Genomic DNA, 18,394 nt, shown 5'->3' on the forward strand with positions numbered 1-18,394 from the left:
ATGGAAAACTTAAAAACATCCGAAGGTTATCAGATCATAAATAATTGGATGACCACCGACCAAAAAGTTCCTTTTGAATTTCAAGAGCGAACCTGGAACTATTATCACAAAGGTTACAGCGGCATGGTGGTTGCACCAACAGGTTTTGGTAAAACATTTTCGGTTTTTCTGGGCGTTGTCATCAATTACATCAATCAATACCAAAAAATGCAGTCGGGCTTAAAATTGTTGTGGGTTACCCCTATCCGATCGCTTGCTAAAGATCTGGCACGCGCCATGCAGGAAGGCGTTGACAGCATAGGAATTGACTGGGTTGTTGAAGTACGTAACGGCGATACCGATCCTAAACAAAAAGCCAAGCAAACCAAACAAATGCCCGATGTACTAATTGTAACGCCCGAAAGTCTGCATTTGCTGCTGGCACAAAAAAGTCGTGATAAATTCTTTAAAAACCTACAATGTATTGCTGTTGACGAGTGGCACGAATTAATGGGAAACAAGCGCGGTGTATTGGTTGAACTGGCTTTGGCGTATCTTCAAAACAACGTATCGAACCTAAAAATTTGGGGAATTACAGCGACAATTGGCAATATTGATGAGGCGATGGAAGTTTTGCTTCCGAATGTATCAAAAAAGATCAAAATTGTATCAAAAGAAAAAAAGCAGATCGAAATTATTCCGGTTTATCCCGATAAGGTTGATGTATTGCCTTGGGCAGGTCATTTGGGTGGAACGTTGGCTGATAAAGTTGCTGAAATTATTTCACAAAGTCGATCTACTTTGGTTTTTACAAATACCCGAAGCCAGAGCGAGCTATGGTATCAGTTGCTTTTAAATGCCGATCCCGATTTGGCTGGTCAGTTGGCACTGCATCACGGTTCTATAGATCACGCATTGCGACAATGGATTGAAAATGCCTTGAGCACTGGTCAGTTAAAAGCGGTTGTTTGTACCTCGTCTTTAGACTTGGGTGTCGATTTTAAACCCGTTGATACAGTTGTTCAAATAGGATCAAGCAAAGGAATTGCCCGTTTTTTGCAACGCGCTGGTAGAAGTGGTCATTCGCCTTATGAAACATCGAAAATTTATTTTGTACCAACCCATACTTTAGAATTGTTAGAAGTTGCAGCACTTAAAGATGCCTACAAAAATAAAGTCGTGGAAAAACGAGAACCAATGGTTCTTTGTTATGATGTTTTGGTTCAGTTTATGGTTACCATTGCATTGGGCGGCGGTTTTAAATCGAACGAACTTTTTCCGATTATTCAGCAAACACATGCTTTCCAATATCTGCAAGAAGAAGATTGGAACTGGTGTTTGGCATTTATTACAAAAGGTGGAAAATTGGGCGAAAATTATGAAGAATTTCATCGGGTTGCTGTGAATGATGATGGCGTTTACGAAGTTAAAAAACGACGCATTGGTATGCTTCACCGGTTAAATATCGGCGTAATTGTAAGCGATGCCATGTTGCGGGTTAAATATACATCGGGCGGATACATTGGCATGGTTGAAGAATATTTTGTGACAAAACTTAAAGTGGGCGATAAATTTATTTTGGCTGGAAGAGTGTTAGAATATGTGCGAATGAAAGAGCTAACCGTTTACGTTCGCAACAGTTCGGGCAAGGCAATTACACCCAGTTGGTTGGGCGGCAGATTACCTTTAAGTGCCAATTTAAGTATGTTTTTGCGTGAAAAATTATCAGAAGCTGCCGAAAATCAATCCAAAAGTAAAGAAATTCAATTTTTAAATCCGCTTTTAAATTATCAGCAAACTCATTCTGCATTACCGCTACACAACGAACTTTTAGTGGAACAGATTCACACGCGCGAAGGTTATCATTTGTTTATGTATCCGTTAGAAGGACGCTTGGTCCACGAAGTTATGGCAACCGTTATTGCATACAGAATCAGTAAGCGATTTCCGATCAGTTTTTCGATCGCTATGAACGATTACGGTTTTGAATTGTTTTCGGATCAGCCAATACCTGTCGATCTGGAATTTCTTACCGAATTATTTCAGTTAGATCATTTACTGGACGATGTGGTTGCAAGTATCAACGCAGCCGAAATGGCTCTGCATAAATTCAGGGATATTGCCGTAATTGCGGGCATGGTAATACAAACGTTTCCAGGGAAACAGCGAAACAATAAATCGCTTCAGGCATCATCAAGCATCATTTTTAAGGTGTTGGAAGAATTTGAACCATCGCATCTTTTGGTTCGTCAGGCGTATAACGAAGTTTTTAATCAGCAGTTGCAGGAAGTCCGTTTGGTTGATGCCTTCAAACGCATTGCATCCAACAAAATTGTCCTTAAATTTACTGACCGATACACGCCAATGAGTTTCCCGATAAAAGTAGACAGCTTACGACAGTCGCTTTCAAGTGAAGATCTTACAACGCGCATTAACCGAATGATTGAACGAAATTTAAAGAAACGTAAAAAATGAATCTGATTGAACAACCTGTTTGTTTTTGTGGTAACGATTTGCTGTTGAACAATCAGCGAAGTATTTATTGGCAGGCACAAAACGCCTTGATTTTTTCGGATCTGCATTCGGGTAAAAGTGCCCATTTTAGAAAGCACGGCATGGCGATACCATCATATCTGCATTACAGTGATTTAGAGCGATTGCAATTTTTAATTCAACATTATCAACCAAAACAAATCATTATTGTAGGCGATTTAATACATGCTGCCAGCAACAAAGAAGTGACTGATTTAAAACGAATAACCTCTACTTTTTCTACTATTGATTTTCATTTGATAAAAGGAAACCATGACCGTATTTCAGAAAAATTAATCAAAGATTTAGGAATTGCTTCTGTAACCGAAAATTTAATGATTGATACTATTCAGTTTGTTCATGAACCAAGTTCACACAGTAATTTACCAACCATTTCAGGACATATCCACCCAGGAATTCAAATTCCTTTGTTAAAAAACAGTCGAAAAAAATTGCCTTCTTTTGTAGTACAACCTACACAAATAATATTACCCGCCTTTAGCAAATTGACAGGTTTAGACATTAAAACAACTTTTGATGAAGCAACTTTTTATGGTTTTCATGAAGAGGGATTTATCACTATAGTCCCAAATCAGTTGTAAAAATTAAAAAACAATATTGTTTTAAAGTTTTAAAGAAATGATTTCAGAAAATAAATAAAAGTGATTAAGTTAATACACATATCTTAAAAATGAAGATTCAAAAAATAAGATGATTATGTGATACAAAGAAAAAAGTGACCCAATCAGGATTCGAACCTGAGACCTACTGCTTAGAAGGCAGTTGCTCTATCCAGCTGAGCTATTGGGCCGAACCTAAACACAAGGTTTAATTTGTCGGGGTGGCAGGATTCGAACCTGCGGCCTCCTGCTCCCAAAGCAGGCGCGATAACCGGGCTACGCTACACCCCGAAATTGCGGAGAGACAGGGACTCGAACCCTGGCGACAGTCACCCGTCGACAGATTAGCAATCTGCTCCGTTACCACTCCGGCACCTCTCCTAAATTATAATTTGTGACCCGACTGGGGCTCGAACCCAGGACCCCAACATTAAAAGTGTTGTGCTCTACCAACTGAGCTATCGAGTCTAAAATTATTTAAATCCTTACATATTAAGAACGTAAATACTTTTGTTATTAAAGTGGTGCAAATGTAAAATTACTTTTAATAAAAACAAAGCTTTTTCTGTGTTTTTAATCATTAAGTTTCCTAAAAATTAATTAACCGTTTAGAAATTAATAACTTCAAAAAACATTTATTTTGTATCTTCATCTAAAATTCAGCAAAAAATATATGTCAGATATTTTTCAATCGGTTTACCAGCATCTTCAGTTTTCAGCAGAAGATATCAAAGTCATCGCCAAGGCACATCAAAAAATAGAAATAACGAAAGGTAGTTTTCTTCTGAAAGAAGGCGAAACTGCTAATGAATATTATCTTTTAGAAAAAGGTCTTGTGCGGGCTTTTGTTCACGATTACAACAACAACGAAATAACAACCGAGTTTTTTGTGGAAAATGAAATTGTAATTGTTCCTGCTTCGTTATTTCAGAGAAATCCTTCACAGGAAACTTTGCAAACCGTTACCGACTGTGTTTTATGGAAAATATCATTCGAAGATTTTCAGCATTTGTTTCATTCCGTTCCCGGATTTTCAGAATGGGGTCGCTTATGGTTCACAACCCAAGTATTTTCATTAAAGCAAAAATCGCTCGATATTGTTACAGAAACGGCGACAAATCGATACCTAAAACTACTTAAAGAAAAACCGCAGATTATTCAAAATGCGCCGTTGAAACAAATTGCTTCCTTTTTAGGAATTACAGATACATCGTTAAGCAGAATTCGCAAAGATCTTTCAAAAATCTAACCTAAAACATCTATCAATTTCTTGCCAAAAGACAAGTCGCAGATCTTAAATAATAATTTACATTTGGTTTAAACAAACTCTAAAGAAAATGGAAAATAAAAAATTTAATCCTGTTGCTTGGTTCGAAATTTATGTTGATGACATGGAAAGAGCCACAAAATTCTATGAAACAGTTTTTAATGTACAATTGACAGAAATGCCTGTTCCTGGTGATGCACCAATGCTTATGAAATCTTTTCCCGGATTTGAAGACGGTATAGGAGCATCGGGTACTTTAGTGAAAATGGACGGTTTGAAAGCCGGCGGAAACAGCACCATTGTTTATTTTGGTTGTATGGATTGCGCTGTGGAAGAAAGCAGAGTTGTTAATGCAGGCGGATCAGTTCATCAGCCAAAAATGTCGATCGGCGAATATGGTTTTTGCTCGATTATTATGGATTCTGAAGGAAATACCGTTGGTTTATACTCAATGAATTAAATTACAAGCTATGAAAATTGTAAAGACAATCCTTTTTGTACTGTTCGCATTAATGTTTATCAACGCAGGGATGGATAAATTTTTCCACTACATGCCTATGCCCGAATTTCCTGCAGAAATGATGAAAATTAACGAAGCTATGATGACGTTGAAATGGATATTGCCATTGGTTGCAACTATAGAAATTCTTGCGGGCATTTTAGTACTTATGCCAAAAACAAGAGCGTTAGGCGCTGTAATGATCTTCCCTGTAATGATTGGTATTTTGTGTCATAATGCAACTTTTATGCCTGAAGGATTACTTATTGCGGGCGTATTTTTTGCGATTAATATTTGGATACTGATTGACAACAAAGAAAAAATCAAACATTTAATAAGTTAATTATGGATAAACCAAAATCAGAAAAATTAGACATCATTATTCCTGCATTTCGCGGACACAGTCAAAGTTTTCTAATGGTTCTTGAAGGAATTTCAGAAGAAGATGCTTTAAAAAGAATCGAAGGAAGAACGAATCATATCATCTGGATGGTCGGAAATTTTCTGGATATGCGTTATGCAATGGGAAATGTTCTGGGGTTAAGCGAAGAATTTAAATACAAGGATTTTTTCTTTCAAGGAAAAGCCTTAGATGAAAGTTTTTCATATCCTTCACTACAAGATCTTATTGCAGATTTCCACAGCATATCACCACTTGTTTATCAAAGATTATTACAGGTAACCGACGATGAATTAAGCAAAGCTTTCCCAATGGGAATGAATATTGATTTTTTTCCGGAAGATGTATTAAACTTTGTAGGCATGTGTATTGGACGAGAAGATTATCTGTGCGGACAAATGGGTTTAATGCGCAGAATTCTAGGTTACGATGCCATGAAATACGATTTTGATCTGAATATGAAATATTAAAAAACATCATTCTTAAACTTACTTATTGATGCATAAAAGTGTTTGATCTTTAGGAAAAAAAATAGCAAAAACATGCTACTTACAAATTTAGGACAATTTTAAATTATGTCAATTAAATAATTAATTTAGCCACTTAAATATCTGCTTAATAACACACTTTTATGCATCATAATCTACTACTAATACTTGGGCTATTATTTGTAGTTTTTTTATTGGTAATGTTAGCACAACGCATACGAATTGCGTATCCTATCTTTTTGGTAATTGCAGGTTTGGGCATCAGTTTTATTCCCGGTGTACCTCAACTGCATCTTAAACCCGATTTAATTTTCCTTATCTTTTTACCTCCCTTGCTGTATGAAGCAGCCTGGTATACTTCATGGAACGATTTCTGGAAATGGAAACGTCCCATTGCTTTACTGGCATTCGGTTTGGTGTTTCTAACATCAGGTGTTATTGCCTATACTTCAACGCTGTTCATTCCGGGAATGACATTGGCATTAGGTTTTCTGTTAGGTGGAATTGTATCACCACCCGATGCCGTTGCAGCCGCTACCGTTTTAAAAGGAATGAAAGTTCCTAAAAGAATCATGACCATTCTAGAAGGCGAAAGTCTGGTTAACGATGCTTCATCGCTTATCGTTTTTAAATTTGCTTTACTTGCCGTAATTAGCGGAACTTTTTCTATGCAAGAAGCCACCGGTCAGTTTTTTATTGTATCGATCATGGGAATTGTAATAGGTTTAACAGGTGCACATATTATGTACGCTATTCACAGATTTTTACCAACAACTCCAGCTATTGATGCTGCTTTGACATTAATGACTCCGTACATTTTGTTTCTTGCGGCAGAACAATTTCATTTTTCAGGTGTAATGGCAGTTGTAAGTGGTGGTTTGTTCATGTCGTACCGTTCGCACGAAATCTTTAAAACAGGCAGCACCCGTTTAAATATGCTGGGCGTTTGGACAACCGTTATTTTTGTAATGAATGCCTTGGTTTTTATTTTGATAGGATTAGAATTACCGGAAATTATTCACGGTTTAGGAAATTATTCTATTGCCGATGGAATTAAATACGGAATAATAATAAGCATTATTACTATTATTCTTCGTTTTTTATGGGTTTACCCTATAGCACATATTCCGCGTTGGTTAAGTGCAAAAGTTCGGAAAGATCCTTCTCCAGGTTGGAAAGGACCATTAGTTATAGGCTGGGCAGGAATGCGGGGCGTGGTTTCACTGGCAACCGCTTTATCTATTCCAATCATGCTTACAGATACTGTGGCTTTTCCACAACGAAACCTCATCATTTTCATCACGTTTGTAGTAATTTTCATTACACTTGTTTTGCAGGGTTTAACCTTACCTTTTGTTATTAAATTGATCAAGATAGAAGAGATTGATACTATTAGTTCCGAAGAAGAACAACAGGCTGGTATAAAATTGAGACTGCACACTATTGCGTTGAATGTACTTAATAACAAACATGATAACAACAACAAAAATGATCTTATTGGTATTTTTAAAGCGAATCTTGAAAAAGAAATAAACAATACACAGATGACGCTAACATCGTTAGAACTTTGTGTAAATACTACCGAAGATCTTAAAGTTTACCACCACACATTATTAGAGATTTACAGTTTGCAACGAAAAGAGCTTTTTAAATTAAGAAAAGAAAAATTCTTTACTGATGAAGAAATTAGAAAAGCCGAACTGCAACTGGATCTTGACGAACTAAAAATAAGCGGATCTAACCATTAATTCAACCTTATGAATATATCAAGCCATTACAAACTACTACATTTTATTCCATGGACGCGGACTAAAATATACAAAATGCTTTTATTAAGCATTGTACCAACACTACTGTTCTACTTTTTAGATTTTAAATGGTTGGCTATTCCGTGGGTTCCGGTTGCTTTACTTGGAACTGCCACTGCTTTTATTTCGGGGTTTAAAAATACCCAAACGTACAACAGAATGTGGGAGGCAAGGCAAATTTACGGATCAATTATCAACAGCAGCCGAGCTTTCGGAATAATGGTAAAAGATTTTGTACGAACAGATAACGAAACCGAAACTGCAATAATACATCAAACCATTATTTACCGTCATTTTGCATGGCTTACCGCTTTGCGCTTTCAATTACGTGAAGTTAAAAGCTGGGAAAACGTAAAAACAAAAAGCTATAACAAAGAATATTTGCAGTATTACAAAGTTCCTGAATGGGAAAGTAACTTGAATGATGAATTGAAAAATTTTTTGAACGACAAAGAACTTAACTACATTTTATCAACCAAAAACCGAGCTACACAATTGATCGCAAAACAATCGGAAACTATCAAAAAACTAAACCAGCAAGGCACAATTTCCGATTACAATTATGTAGCACTTTCCAATCAATTGAAAGATTTGTACGATCAACAAGGTAAATGTGAACGCATTAAAAATTTTCCTTATCCTCGACAGTTCTCAAGTATTAACATCTATTTTACCAACTTATTCTGTATCCTTCTGCCACTTGGTTTTATTGGTGAATTTTCTAAAATTATCGAAAAATCGGGCGAGCATATTATTTGGCTTACCATTCCGTTCAGCGTTATTTTAGGTTGGGTTTTTCTGGTATTAGAACAAATTGGTGAAAGTACAGAAAATCCGTTTGAAGGAAATGCAAACGATATTCCCATAACACAAATCAGTCGAAGTATAGAAATTGATTTAAGGGAAATGTTAGGCGAAACAGATTTACCTACGCCAATTCAACCACAAAATAATATTGTTTTGTAATAAAAGTTTTTTATTTTTAGTTTTATTGTTTGCTTGAACTAAAGGTGTATAAGAAAATAATGCTTTTTACTATCTATTTTTTAAAAAAAAATGTATATTTGCCCATCAAAAAATAAAAAATGATATTATCTAACTTAAGAAAGGGAAAGAAGCAGAACTTACGTAGCAACTCGTGAGTCATTTTCCTTTGGTTAGAACCCAGCATATCAGGAGCCTGTCATCACGACAGGCTCTTTTTTTTGCTCATAATTTAACAATAGTACACAAACCTAATCTATGAAAGTATTAAAATTTGGAGGAACTTCAGTAGGAAGTCCAGAACTTATCGAACAACTATTGCCCATAATTAAATCGCAGACTGCCAATAAACATTTCGTGGTATTGTCTGCCGTTTCGGGAACTACAAATGACCTTGTAATTTTATCCGAGCTTTATGCAAAGAAAGAAAACGATGCTGCCCGAAAACACATCGATTCCCTTTATGATAAATACAAAAAATTTGTAGGAGAATTATTTAAAACCGCAGAAGGAAAATCTGAAGCAGATGCTTTTATCAACCAAATATTCCAACTGCTTTACAGTTTTGAAAACACCGCTTTTTCAACAAAAGAAGAACGCATTATTTTGGCGCAAGGCGAGATTATTTCTACTACCCTATTCCACCTGCGTTTAAAAGAAAAAGGTATTTCATCTGTATTGTTATCAGCACTTGATTTTATGCTTATTGATTCCGAAAACGAACCTAATATAGATTTTATTAAAGAAAATGCAGGTTTACAACTAAAAAAATATCCTAACGAAAACCTATTTATAACTCAAGGTTTTATCTGTAGAAATGCACAAGGAGAAATAGACAATTTACGCAGAGGAGGATCTGATTACACCGCTTCGCTTTTAGGTGCTGCCTTGCAAGTTGAGGAAGTTCAGATTTGGACGGATATTGATGGTTTCCATAACAACGATCCGCGTTATGTTCCCAACACCAAGCCAATTCCACATCTAAGTTTCGATGAAGCTGCCGAATTATCGTATTTCGGAGCGAAAATTCTGCACCCGCAAAGTGTATTTCCGGCACGCAAATTTAATGTTCCGGTGCGTTTGCTTGACACTATGAACCTTAGTGCGCAGGGAACTTTAATTTCGGGCGACACCAAAAACCAAAACCAAATTGTGGCCATAGCTGCGAAAGACGGTATCACGGCAATTCGTATAAAATCATCGCGCATGCTTATGGCGTATGGTTTTTTAAGACAAATTTTTGAGGTTTTTGAACGATACAAAACTCCGATCGACATGATTACCACTTCAGAAGTAGCTGTTTCACTGACAATAGATCAAACCGAATATCTTACCGAAATAATAAAAGAATTAGAATCTTTTGGTATTGTTGAAATAGACAGCGACCAATCTATTGTTTGTATTGTGGGCGATTTCAGAAAGAACAAACATGGTCATGCCACCATTGTTTCCGAAGCTGTAAAACATATTCCTATTAGAATGATTTCGTACGGCGGAAGTGAAAACAATATTTCGCTTCTATTACCTTCTGCCAATAAAATTGAAGCTTTAAGGTCGCTGCACAACAGATTATTTTAGTTTTATTTTAAGCAAAAAGACTGTCTTAGTGTTAGACAGTCTTTATTTATTTAGTATCGAATTGAATCTGCAAATTATCAGTTTATAACTAATTTGCATCGATTTCTAAAGTGGCTACCGTTGTATTTTGATTGTTGTTTAGGTACAATGTGTTGTCTGAAACAATATAGTTTGTAGTATTTTGTAGTGCTTCGTTGAATTTAGTTTCGATCTCTAAATTTCCACATGCCATTTCTGTAGATGTAATTTCAGAAATTTTTATGCTGTTACTACCCGTAAATTCTACTTTTGCACCAAAACCGTTGCATCCCAAATTACCGGAAGCGCTATTTATATCGTTAAATTTTATGTAAGGATATTTTTCAAAAGTACTGTCTAAAACTATTGGTGTACCATTCAGCTCTTTTAAACGCCATTTTTTTCCAAGCATTTCATTTGGATCGGCAGTTACTTCTGTGGTTTGAACTTCGGTTTTATCTAAAGTTTCTGTTTCCTTTTTGTTAGAACATGCTGTTGTAATCGCCGAAAGTACCGCAATAAATAAAATCTTTTTCATCTTCTTTAATTTATGGTTACAAACAAAGTTAATTATATTCTTGCTTTATTAAAAGAATTAAGTACTTAATGAAGTTTTTAATTACACTCTACATCTGTGGTGCTTTTATATGTTGCCAGCTTTTGATATTTATCGATGAGTTTTAGAATGTTTTTGCAATCTGAAACAGTATTTTCAATTTCATCGGGGTTTGGATTAGTTTTGGAATGTGAATATACCGTGTACTTTTTCTGTAAACATTCTGCCGGCTCGTTATTAATGATGTAGCCTCTATACTCGGTTATATTGTCTTTGGTTTTACCTTCGGCTTCAAAAGACCAAGCTGCTTCCTTACTAAAAATAAAAAAGGGATTACCGCTTATAATATAATATCGATCGGTGGCAGAAAAGTGGTCGTATTCACTGTAGCTGTGCTCTATAATTCTTAAATTGCCATCTTCGAAAAAATAGGTGAGCTTACCGCTTTTTTCATTGTCACAGTTGTAATTAAATGCTATTTTTTTATAAAATCCGGTTTGTAGTTTTTGTTCCCACGCCGCATAGAATTCCTTTATTTCACTTATGTTTTTTGGCGTTTGGTAAGTTGGCAGTTGGTTTGGACTCTTTACAATACTGTCGCTTTTTACGGTAGGTTCTACATTATTTTTTTCTGTTTTTTTAGTACAAGCCACCATAAGTGTAGTTGCAATAAAACACAATAACCAACTATATTTATTACTCTTCATATCTGACATATAAATTATTTTTAACTATAAATTGAACAATAAAACTACACACAAATTTTATGAAAGATTGTTCTTAAACCTCATCGATAAATTTTAAATCTACTTTTAAAGGAATATCTAATTCTCTTAATTTTTGATTCCATGTATCGATCTGCTTAAGCAATTCTTCTGTAAAAACCTTTTTAATTTCTATTTGTTTGTCTAATTCTTCATTATTATCCATTATTCAAGTGTATTATGTTTCACAAGTGCTTTTTAAATGATTAAAAAATGGTATTAACCCTGCAGTCTTTCTCTAAATTGTTTGGGCGTAATACCGGTTTGTCCTTTAAAAAATTTGGTAAAATTGGTTACTTCACTAAAACCGAATTTAAAAGCAATTTCTCCAATCGAACTGTCCATGCGGTTTAATTCAATCTGTATTTCGGAAACCAAACGCTTATTAGCCCATTTTTTAGGAGTGGTATTTTCATTTTTTTTAAAAGCTCGTTCTAAGGTATTCAAGTTTAAATCCATTTTATCGCAAAAGAATTTTAAACTTTGTCTTTTGTTTAATTCCTTATTATACAGTAATTTAAAATCTCTTACAATTTTAATGTCTTTATCAGTTCTAAACGTAACGCGTTCGTGCTTATGCAACTCTTCGCTAATTAGCAACATGCTAAAAACGTAATTAAGCAGTATTTGTTCCTGAATTTCGCTGTAAGGTCTTCTTAGTTCGTTAATAATCAATTGAAACAAGTTCAAAACATCATCAAAACGATCTTCAATTTTAAAAAAAACAATTTTATCAAGGCTGTTAAACAATTGGGTGTGATGTAAAAAAAAGCTTTTCATACTGGTTTTACTGAAAAACACTTCAGAAAAAATAAGAACAAATCCTTCACAATCGTTTGATGTGGTAAAATGTTTAATTCTATCTAACGGGCTAAACAACAAAGCCGGCGATTCAACCACCGTTTCCTGATTACCCAATTTGTACATACCTTGCCCGCGTGTATAAAAATGAACCGTATATGCACCAACGTTTTTAGAGGTAAAAAACGCGCGTTCTGTATCACTAATTTTTTTTAAAGAATGTAAACTTAAAAATTGTTTGTTCTTTAAATCTAAAAATGGCTTGGTTAAAAATTCTTTCATCTGCGCAAATTCTTTTACATTACTAATTTTTATTCCTTCCATCTGCTTAAAATAGTACGCGAATCTACAAGTTACACCGCGAATAATCTACAGCGCTCTACAGCCTGAAAATTCTATACAAATTGAAATTACACTACGTTACAACAAACTAAATACCAATATCATTTTACCGTGTGAACAATTTAAGCATTAACAACAACAACTTTTTAATCTTATTTTTAGATTTAGCGTTTTAACGCTTGATCTTTAAATCGTTAGAAACCCAAATCATTTCTAATGAATTTAGTCAAATTTAATATTCTTTAACAGTATATTTTTAATACATTTTCTACAATAAATGGTTAAAATAAGTGAACAACGTAAAAGTAATTTTAAGAGATATGCTTTTATAAAATGGGATTATAACATTTTATTATTTGATAGGACACTAAATATTTATACACCAAAAATGATAAAAACTAATATACAACTACACAATAAAAGTGTTTTTTTTAGACATATTGGGGAAAATTTTACCATAAAATTTTCATAATTTATTTAATTAAAAGCAGTTTTTAAATTAAATACTCTTTTAAACACACTATTTTCAACGATTTAAGTATCAATTTTTACAATATTTCAAAAACGGTATTATCATTGTACTTAACCTTATGCTTTGAAATAGAATTTAAACCTTTGGTTTAGGTGAAAACGCCCGATATTGATTTGTCGGGCGTTTTATTAACGTATTTAACAACAATAAAATGTTTAGCAGTAAAAATATTATTTGTCTTGACTTAGAATTAGGTAACAGCATTACATCTGCAGAGCAATTTAACATAAGCATTGTATCGGCAAATCTTGCAGATTTTAATTTTAGGTTTGAAACCGACATTACTTTGCATTACAGTTGCAATACCGGCGAATTTGAGCCAATTGATAAGGAAAACGTGTTAGCACAATGGTTTTGCGACGGAATTAAAGAGCTACTCGCGTTTGCAAACTCACAGGCAAATCACAGTAAAGAGCATATTGAAAAATACCTTAACAGCCGTAAAAGTGAGGTAGAACACCTTAAAATTTCATCAACTTTTGGAAACTATTGCAAACGTTACCACAATTATTCGCCACTTGGTTTTTTAAGCTATGATAATGAGCAATATGTAAAGAAAGAAATGAACAGTTTGCTTGTTTAGCAGCTGTAATTACAGTAGATATTATATTAATGATGTATGTGTTTGTTTTTTATTTTTTTATAAAAAAGATTAGTAAAAAGCAAAAATAAGCAAAACGGTTAAAACCTTTGCTATACAAGGCTTTATAAAAAGAGTAGTCTTAGTTCGGAAGTCGGTGTCTGGTAGGTTTTGGGCTTAAATTGACAAGGTTAGGTTACTAATTCGTTACCGATTGACAAAGGCAACAGCATAGCTTAACTGATTATATTTCAGTTTTTTGCACCCTTTTCTACATTCCCTTGTAACTCAATGTAATTTAATTTTAAACGTTAAACATTTGAGTTATGGAGCAGACAAAAAAATCGACGTTCAAACTGCTTTTCTATTTGAAAAAGAACGAACTGAAAAAGAACGGTAATGCGCCAATTATGGCCCGTATTACCATTGACGGAACCCCTAAAACTTTCGGAACAAAGTTAGAAATTGACCCCAATAATTGGGATTTGAAACACGGAAGAGTTCAGGGCAAAAGTGTGCAGGCATTAAGCATCAATAAAAGACTGGATAACATACGTGGGCGTATCGACAAGATTTATGAAGATATGTTGAAGCACGAGGGCTTTGCAACCGCCCAAAAAGTAAAGCTATCGTTCTTGGGTGTTGGTGTAATGGATGATGCTATCCTAAAAGTTTTCAACGACCAAAATGAGGATTTTAAAAAATTGGTCGAAAAGGAAGAACGCTCACAAAGCACCTACAACAAGTATTTCACGGTTTACAATCATCTTACCACCTTTATAAAAGAACGCTATCATCGTGATGATATGGCTTTCCGGGAATTGACTGGCGATTTTATCCGGGAGTTTGATTTTTACCTCCGGTACAACTTACAGTCTTCGCATAATACGGTTTGGGTGTACACGATGCCCGTATTAAGTCTGGTGGAACTGGCTATTAAAAAAGGCTTGATACGTGATAATCCGTTTCAGGATTACGAAATCAGTATGGAGGAAACCGACCGGGGTTATATCCTTAAAGAAGATGTAGAAAAGCTGATGATGTGCGTACCGTCCCATCCACGGTATGAACTGGTAAAAGACCTGTTTATTTTCAGTTGCTTTACCGGACTTGCTTATGCGGATATTAAGAAACTGACAAGGAACAATATTCAATCATTCTTTGACGGTCATCAATGGATTATCAGCAGGAGAAAGAAATCAGATATTGCTTCAAATGTTCGGTTAATGGAAATCCCTAAACGTATCATTGAGAAATATCAGGGTACGACAAGGAATGAATTTATCTTTCCGGTTCCGACCAATGCAACCTGCAATACTCACATAGGCAAACTGGTTGAAAAGGCAGAAATCATTACGGAGCAAAAAGTAACTTTTCACACGGCAAGGCATACTTTCGGAACAATGTTTTTGACCGAGGGCGTACCGCTTGAAAGTCTTAGCAAAATGATGGGGCATAAAAATATTTCCACCACACAGATTTACGCTAAAATCACAAGCCAAAAAATCAGTAAGGATATGGATTTAGTTACCCCTAAATTCAAGGCAATGGAAGAAGCGTTTATGATGGCAATCTAATCAGCTTTTATCTAATCTCAATGAGCAGAACTTAACGGTTCTGCTTTTTTTATGCCTATCTTTTTGTGTAGGTAAAGCACATTTATTTTCCTCTACGCAATCCAACGCTGTAAAAGAGCTTATTACCTACTTCAGAAATAGAAAATTGAAAAACGAAACCCTTATCTAACGCTCCCTGCTATTCCATTTTTCAAATCCCTATTACAGGCTATCATAGCCTGGTCATTAATGCCATAAAAATTTAGAACAGAAAATTTCCACAATCAACCGGTAAAAAGGCAGCTAAGTTATAGCGGGCAGCCACCTCACACGCCCAACCAAAAGACTACGGCATAATGGCAAGGCAAAATGCTGGCTTCGCCGAATTGCTGTGTGTTGCCTTGCCACCCTCCGGGACTTATTCCGTTTCCTTTCGGTTTTACGCTGTTGCCCGCTTGGATTATCTGCTTTCTTTTTTCCGGTTTTTCTTTTGGAAAAATTTATGCGAAGCGAAGCGGAGCAAACCACAACGGGAAGCGGGAAACGAGAAAAGCGAGTGAGTAAATAACATTTTTTCAAACATCAAAATTTTAGCATTATGGCACACAACATCAATTTCAACGAGCAAACAGGACGTCATTCATTCTTTAGCGTTCAGCAAAAAGCGTGGCACGGTTTGGGGCAAATCGTAGAGCAGTACCCAACAAGCGAGGAAGCAATCGTACACGCAGGTTTAGATTACGAGGTTATCAAATCTCCACTGTTTACACAGGGCAGAACAATGAGCATAGGCGAAAACGGAGAACTGATTGAAGCCAATGACATCTTAGTACCTAACAGTTTCGCCACCCTCCGCACCGACACCAATACACCGTTGGGTGTAGTAGGCAAAGACTACCATATTGTACAAAACCGTGAGGCGTTCAATTTCTTTGATGCTATTGTAGGCGGAGGCGAGGGAATATTGTACGAAACCGCAGGAGCATTGGGTAACGGGGAGCGTATTTTTATCACTGCCAAGCTGCCCGACTATATCCGTGTAGGTAACGGCGACGATGTTACAGAAAAGTACATCTTCTTAACCACAAGCCACGACGGTAGTGGAAGTATTACCGCAGCGTTTACACCTATCCGTATCGTATGTCAAAACACCCTGAACGCATCATTGCGGAGTATGACCAATGTAGTGCGTATCAAACACACGTCAGGAGCAAAACAACGCCTCGAAAATGCTCACAAGGTTATGGGGCTTGCCAACACACTAAGCACGCAGTTAGAGAACATCTTTAACGATTGGGCTAAAGTAAGGGTAACAGACCGAGAAGTAAGAAAGCTAATCCAGTTGGCACTTTGCCCGAACAAAGAAACGCTTAACCTGCTCAAAAAAGGTGCGGAAGATGAAGTTTCCACCGTGTTTAAAAACACCGTAGATGATGCCTTTGAATACGCTATGATAAGCGACACCCAACAAATGGCAACTACCAAAGGCACATTATTCGGGGCTTACAATGCTGTTACAGGTTACTTTCAGAATGTACGCAATTACAGGGATGGCGAAGCCAAACTACAATCTATTGTAATGGGCGGTACAGCACAGCTAAAGACACAAAAAGCCTTTGAACTGTGTACAGACTTTGCCTATTCAGGAGCAGAGATTTTCAACTTCAATTAATCATCAAAGGCGACTGCCTGCAAAGGTGGTCGCCTACTAAAAATAAAAGATATGAAAGCATTAGATAAAATGGACAACCTCGATAAAGCGGGCTTGTTGTGCAAATTGTTTCCCGCAGAACTGGAGAACCTGCAAAACGCTATAAAAACGCAATGCGACTACTTCCTGCAAAATGAAACCGCCTTTCGTGAGGGTTGGTATCAAAAGGGATTTTTTACCGCTGAATTTTGGTACAGGCTTGTGCAGAATGCACAAAAAGGCATAGACAAGAATGAACCACTTTGGAAACGCCCGAACTGGTTTACAGACCATTTTTTTGACGGACACAATTCAATTTTCGCTATCCACTGCCTGATTGAATATACAGAGGATGCACAATGCGACCCGCAATTAAAACAGGCGATACACCTGCTTTTCGGGAACGACAAATTTTTACAGATAACCTTAAACGATAAATAATTATGGCTAATTGGTGCAACAACTGGGTTGTTTTTGAGGGAACAGCCGAAGCAATAGAGCAGATAACACAGCTATTCAAATCAATGGCTGAACAGGAACAGAAAGACAACTGCGGGCATTTACCCCATTTCGTACAGGACACGCACGGAGATTATTTCTACAATATCAGTCAGGACAATGAAAGTGCGGGTGTATTCCAGTATGAAACAAAATGGTCGCCAAATACGGATGCCGTTAAGCAGATAGCCGAACATTTCAAAGTGAATTTCACACAGGACTATGAGGAATTAGGATGCTTAGTATATGGTCAGGCAATATTTGAAAACGGCATACTAAACGACACCTGCTTAGATAGCCAGGACTTTGACAGTTACGAATTAGACGAGGAAACAGATACCTACCATTTTGAGGGCAAGGAGTACGACAGCGAATGGGAAATACTCGACACTTTGTTAGAGCGTAAAAGCGAAAATCAATTAAACACCATTAAAATTTAGAACGATGAAACTATCAGATAAAGCGACAGCACATATTTTGGTTAAAGCCAACAGCGAATGGGATAATTGCGAGTTTGCAATTATCCACCTATCCGAAGAATGGAAAACAGAACAGGCAAAACGGCTTGCATTAGTTAAGCCGTTAGAGGGCAATCACTATTTCTGCTCAATGAATTACTATGATACAGCAGTAGATTTTTATAGGACAGGCGAAAACGACAACCCGAATATTGAAGAATTGCTAAACGGTAATGAATGGATATTTGTGGAGCTTGACGAGCAAGAGCAGGAAACGTTTACCGTACCTGAAAACCGACTGGACTGTTACAGGCTTGTATTAAGGGCAAACGGTACAGGCTACTATACAGCATACGGGAAGCATACGAGCGAAGAATTTTGGACGGAAGAATTTTTATTAACCCAATTAATTGCTTAATCAGAAAAATCAAATTTCAAATTATG

At 36.1% G+C, this 18,394-nt stretch carries 19 protein-coding genes and 4 tRNA genes; 15 read left to right on the plus strand and 8 right to left on the minus strand.

Features of this window, described 5'->3' with window-relative positions; all coding sequences use genetic code 11:
* The gene (locus BM253_RS05080; RefSeq protein WP_091520253.1) at positions 1 to 2,454 is read left to right on the plus strand and encodes a ligase-associated DNA damage response DEXH box helicase; all 2,454 of its coding nucleotides are present in this window, start codon (positions 1 to 3) and stop codon (positions 2,452 to 2,454) included.
* Positions 2,451 to 3,113: a ligase-associated DNA damage response endonuclease PdeM gene (pdeM, locus tag BM253_RS05085; RefSeq protein ID WP_091520257.1), complete on the plus strand. Its 663-nt coding sequence runs from the start codon at positions 2,451 to 2,453 to the stop codon at positions 3,111 to 3,113. The genes BM253_RS05080 and pdeM overlap by 4 nt, the downstream gene beginning before the upstream one ends.
* A gap of 135 nt (positions 3,114 to 3,248) precedes the next feature.
* Here the strand turns inward: pdeM and BM253_RS05090 are convergent.
* From BM253_RS05090 to BM253_RS05105, 4 genes are all read right to left on the minus strand, one after another.
* Positions 3,249 to 3,322 (minus strand) — tRNA-Arg (locus BM253_RS05090).
* Positions 3,323 to 3,347: 25 nt separating this feature from the next.
* A tRNA-Pro gene (locus BM253_RS05095) sits at positions 3,348 to 3,422 on the minus strand.
* Between the two features lie 6 nt (positions 3,423 to 3,428).
* A tRNA-Ser gene (locus BM253_RS05100) sits at positions 3,429 to 3,512 on the minus strand.
* Positions 3,513 to 3,526: 14 nt separating this feature from the next.
* Positions 3,527 to 3,599, minus strand: a tRNA-Lys gene (locus tag BM253_RS05105).
* A 205-nt stretch (positions 3,600 to 3,804) separates the two neighbouring features.
* Between BM253_RS05105 and BM253_RS05110 the strand changes: the two genes are divergently transcribed.
* The 7 genes from BM253_RS05110 (at position 3,805) to BM253_RS05140 (ending at position 10,155) form a co-directional block, all read left to right on the plus strand.
* Complete coding sequence (locus BM253_RS05110) at positions 3,805 to 4,380, plus strand: Crp/Fnr family transcriptional regulator (protein WP_091520262.1); 576 nt, start codon at positions 3,805 to 3,807, stop codon at positions 4,378 to 4,380.
* 88 nt (positions 4,381 to 4,468) lie between these two features.
* Positions 4,469 to 4,858: a VOC family protein gene (locus tag BM253_RS05115; RefSeq protein WP_091520266.1), complete on the plus strand. Its 390-nt coding sequence runs from the start codon at positions 4,469 to 4,471 to the stop codon at positions 4,856 to 4,858.
* A gap of 10 nt (positions 4,859 to 4,868) precedes the next feature.
* Complete coding sequence (locus BM253_RS05120; protein WP_091520270.1) at positions 4,869 to 5,240, plus strand: MauE/DoxX family redox-associated membrane protein; 372 nt, start codon at positions 4,869 to 4,871, stop codon at positions 5,238 to 5,240.
* Between the two features lie 2 nt (positions 5,241 to 5,242).
* Entirely contained in the window at positions 5,243 to 5,767 is a 525-nt protein-coding gene (locus BM253_RS05125; RefSeq protein WP_091520274.1) for a hypothetical protein, read from the plus strand.
* 161 nt (positions 5,768 to 5,928) lie between these two features.
* Positions 5,929 to 7,533, plus strand: coding sequence for a Na+/H+ antiporter (locus BM253_RS05130; RefSeq protein ID WP_091520277.1), 1,605 nt, complete (start codon positions 5,929 to 5,931; stop codon positions 7,531 to 7,533).
* A gap of 75 nt (positions 7,534 to 7,608) precedes the next feature.
* Positions 7,609 to 8,559 (plus strand): bestrophin family protein, encoded by a 951-nt coding sequence (locus BM253_RS05135; protein ID WP_245758449.1) that lies wholly within the window; start codon positions 7,609 to 7,611, stop codon positions 8,557 to 8,559.
* Positions 8,560 to 8,835: 276 nt separating this feature from the next.
* Positions 8,836 to 10,155, plus strand: coding sequence for an aspartate kinase (locus tag BM253_RS05140; RefSeq protein ID WP_091520283.1), 1,320 nt, complete (start codon positions 8,836 to 8,838; stop codon positions 10,153 to 10,155).
* An 88-nt stretch (positions 10,156 to 10,243) separates the two neighbouring features.
* On the opposite strand, the gene BM253_RS05145 is transcribed toward BM253_RS05140, so the two are convergent.
* From BM253_RS05145 to BM253_RS05155, 4 genes are all read right to left on the minus strand, one after another.
* Entirely contained in the window at positions 10,244 to 10,711 is a 468-nt protein-coding gene (locus BM253_RS05145; protein WP_091520287.1) for an META domain-containing protein, read from the minus strand.
* A gap of 77 nt (positions 10,712 to 10,788) precedes the next feature.
* Positions 10,789 to 11,445 carry a hypothetical protein gene (locus BM253_RS05150; RefSeq protein WP_091520290.1) on the minus strand — a complete coding sequence of 219 codons (657 nt, stop codon included), beginning with the start codon at positions 11,443 to 11,445 and terminating at the stop codon, positions 10,789 to 10,791.
* A 64-nt stretch (positions 11,446 to 11,509) separates the two neighbouring features.
* Positions 11,510 to 11,659, minus strand: coding sequence for a hypothetical protein (locus tag BM253_RS17300; protein WP_177205736.1), 150 nt, complete (start codon positions 11,657 to 11,659; stop codon positions 11,510 to 11,512).
* 53 nt (positions 11,660 to 11,712) lie between these two features.
* A complete protein-coding gene (locus BM253_RS05155; RefSeq protein WP_091520293.1) occupies positions 11,713 to 12,618 on the minus strand; it encodes a helix-turn-helix domain-containing protein in 906 nt (301 codons plus the stop codon).
* 701 nt (positions 12,619 to 13,319) lie between these two features.
* Between BM253_RS05155 and BM253_RS05165 the strand changes: the two genes are divergently transcribed.
* The 6 genes from BM253_RS05165 (at position 13,320) to BM253_RS05190 (ending at position 18,368) form a co-directional block, all read left to right on the plus strand.
* The gene (locus tag BM253_RS05165) at positions 13,320 to 13,751 is read left to right on the plus strand and encodes a hypothetical protein (RefSeq protein WP_091520301.1); all 432 of its coding nucleotides are present in this window, start codon (positions 13,320 to 13,322) and stop codon (positions 13,749 to 13,751) included.
* A 323-nt stretch (positions 13,752 to 14,074) separates the two neighbouring features.
* Positions 14,075 to 15,325, plus strand: coding sequence for a site-specific integrase (locus tag BM253_RS05170; RefSeq protein ID WP_091520304.1), 1,251 nt, complete (start codon positions 14,075 to 14,077; stop codon positions 15,323 to 15,325).
* 577 nt (positions 15,326 to 15,902) lie between these two features.
* Positions 15,903 to 16,976, plus strand: a complete 1,074-nt coding sequence (locus BM253_RS05175) for a DUF932 domain-containing protein (RefSeq protein WP_066436458.1) — start codon at positions 15,903 to 15,905, stop codon at positions 16,974 to 16,976.
* 51 nt (positions 16,977 to 17,027) lie between these two features.
* Positions 17,028 to 17,435: a hypothetical protein gene (locus tag BM253_RS05180; RefSeq protein WP_066436456.1), complete on the plus strand. Its 408-nt coding sequence runs from the start codon at positions 17,028 to 17,030 to the stop codon at positions 17,433 to 17,435.
* Positions 17,436 to 17,437: 2 nt separating this feature from the next.
* Positions 17,438 to 17,932: a DUF1281 family ferredoxin-like fold protein gene (locus BM253_RS05185; RefSeq protein WP_091520307.1), complete on the plus strand. Its 495-nt coding sequence runs from the start codon at positions 17,438 to 17,440 to the stop codon at positions 17,930 to 17,932.
* 4 nt (positions 17,933 to 17,936) lie between these two features.
* Positions 17,937 to 18,368 carry a hypothetical protein gene (locus tag BM253_RS05190; protein WP_066436453.1) on the plus strand — a complete coding sequence of 144 codons (432 nt, stop codon included), beginning with the start codon at positions 17,937 to 17,939 and terminating at the stop codon, positions 18,366 to 18,368.
* Positions 18,369 to 18,394 lie beyond the last annotated feature (26 nt).

The sequence above is a fragment of the Paenimyroides ummariense genome (assembly GCF_900115115.1).
GTDB lineage: Bacteria > Bacteroidota > Bacteroidia > Flavobacteriales > Flavobacteriaceae > Flavobacterium > Flavobacterium ummariense.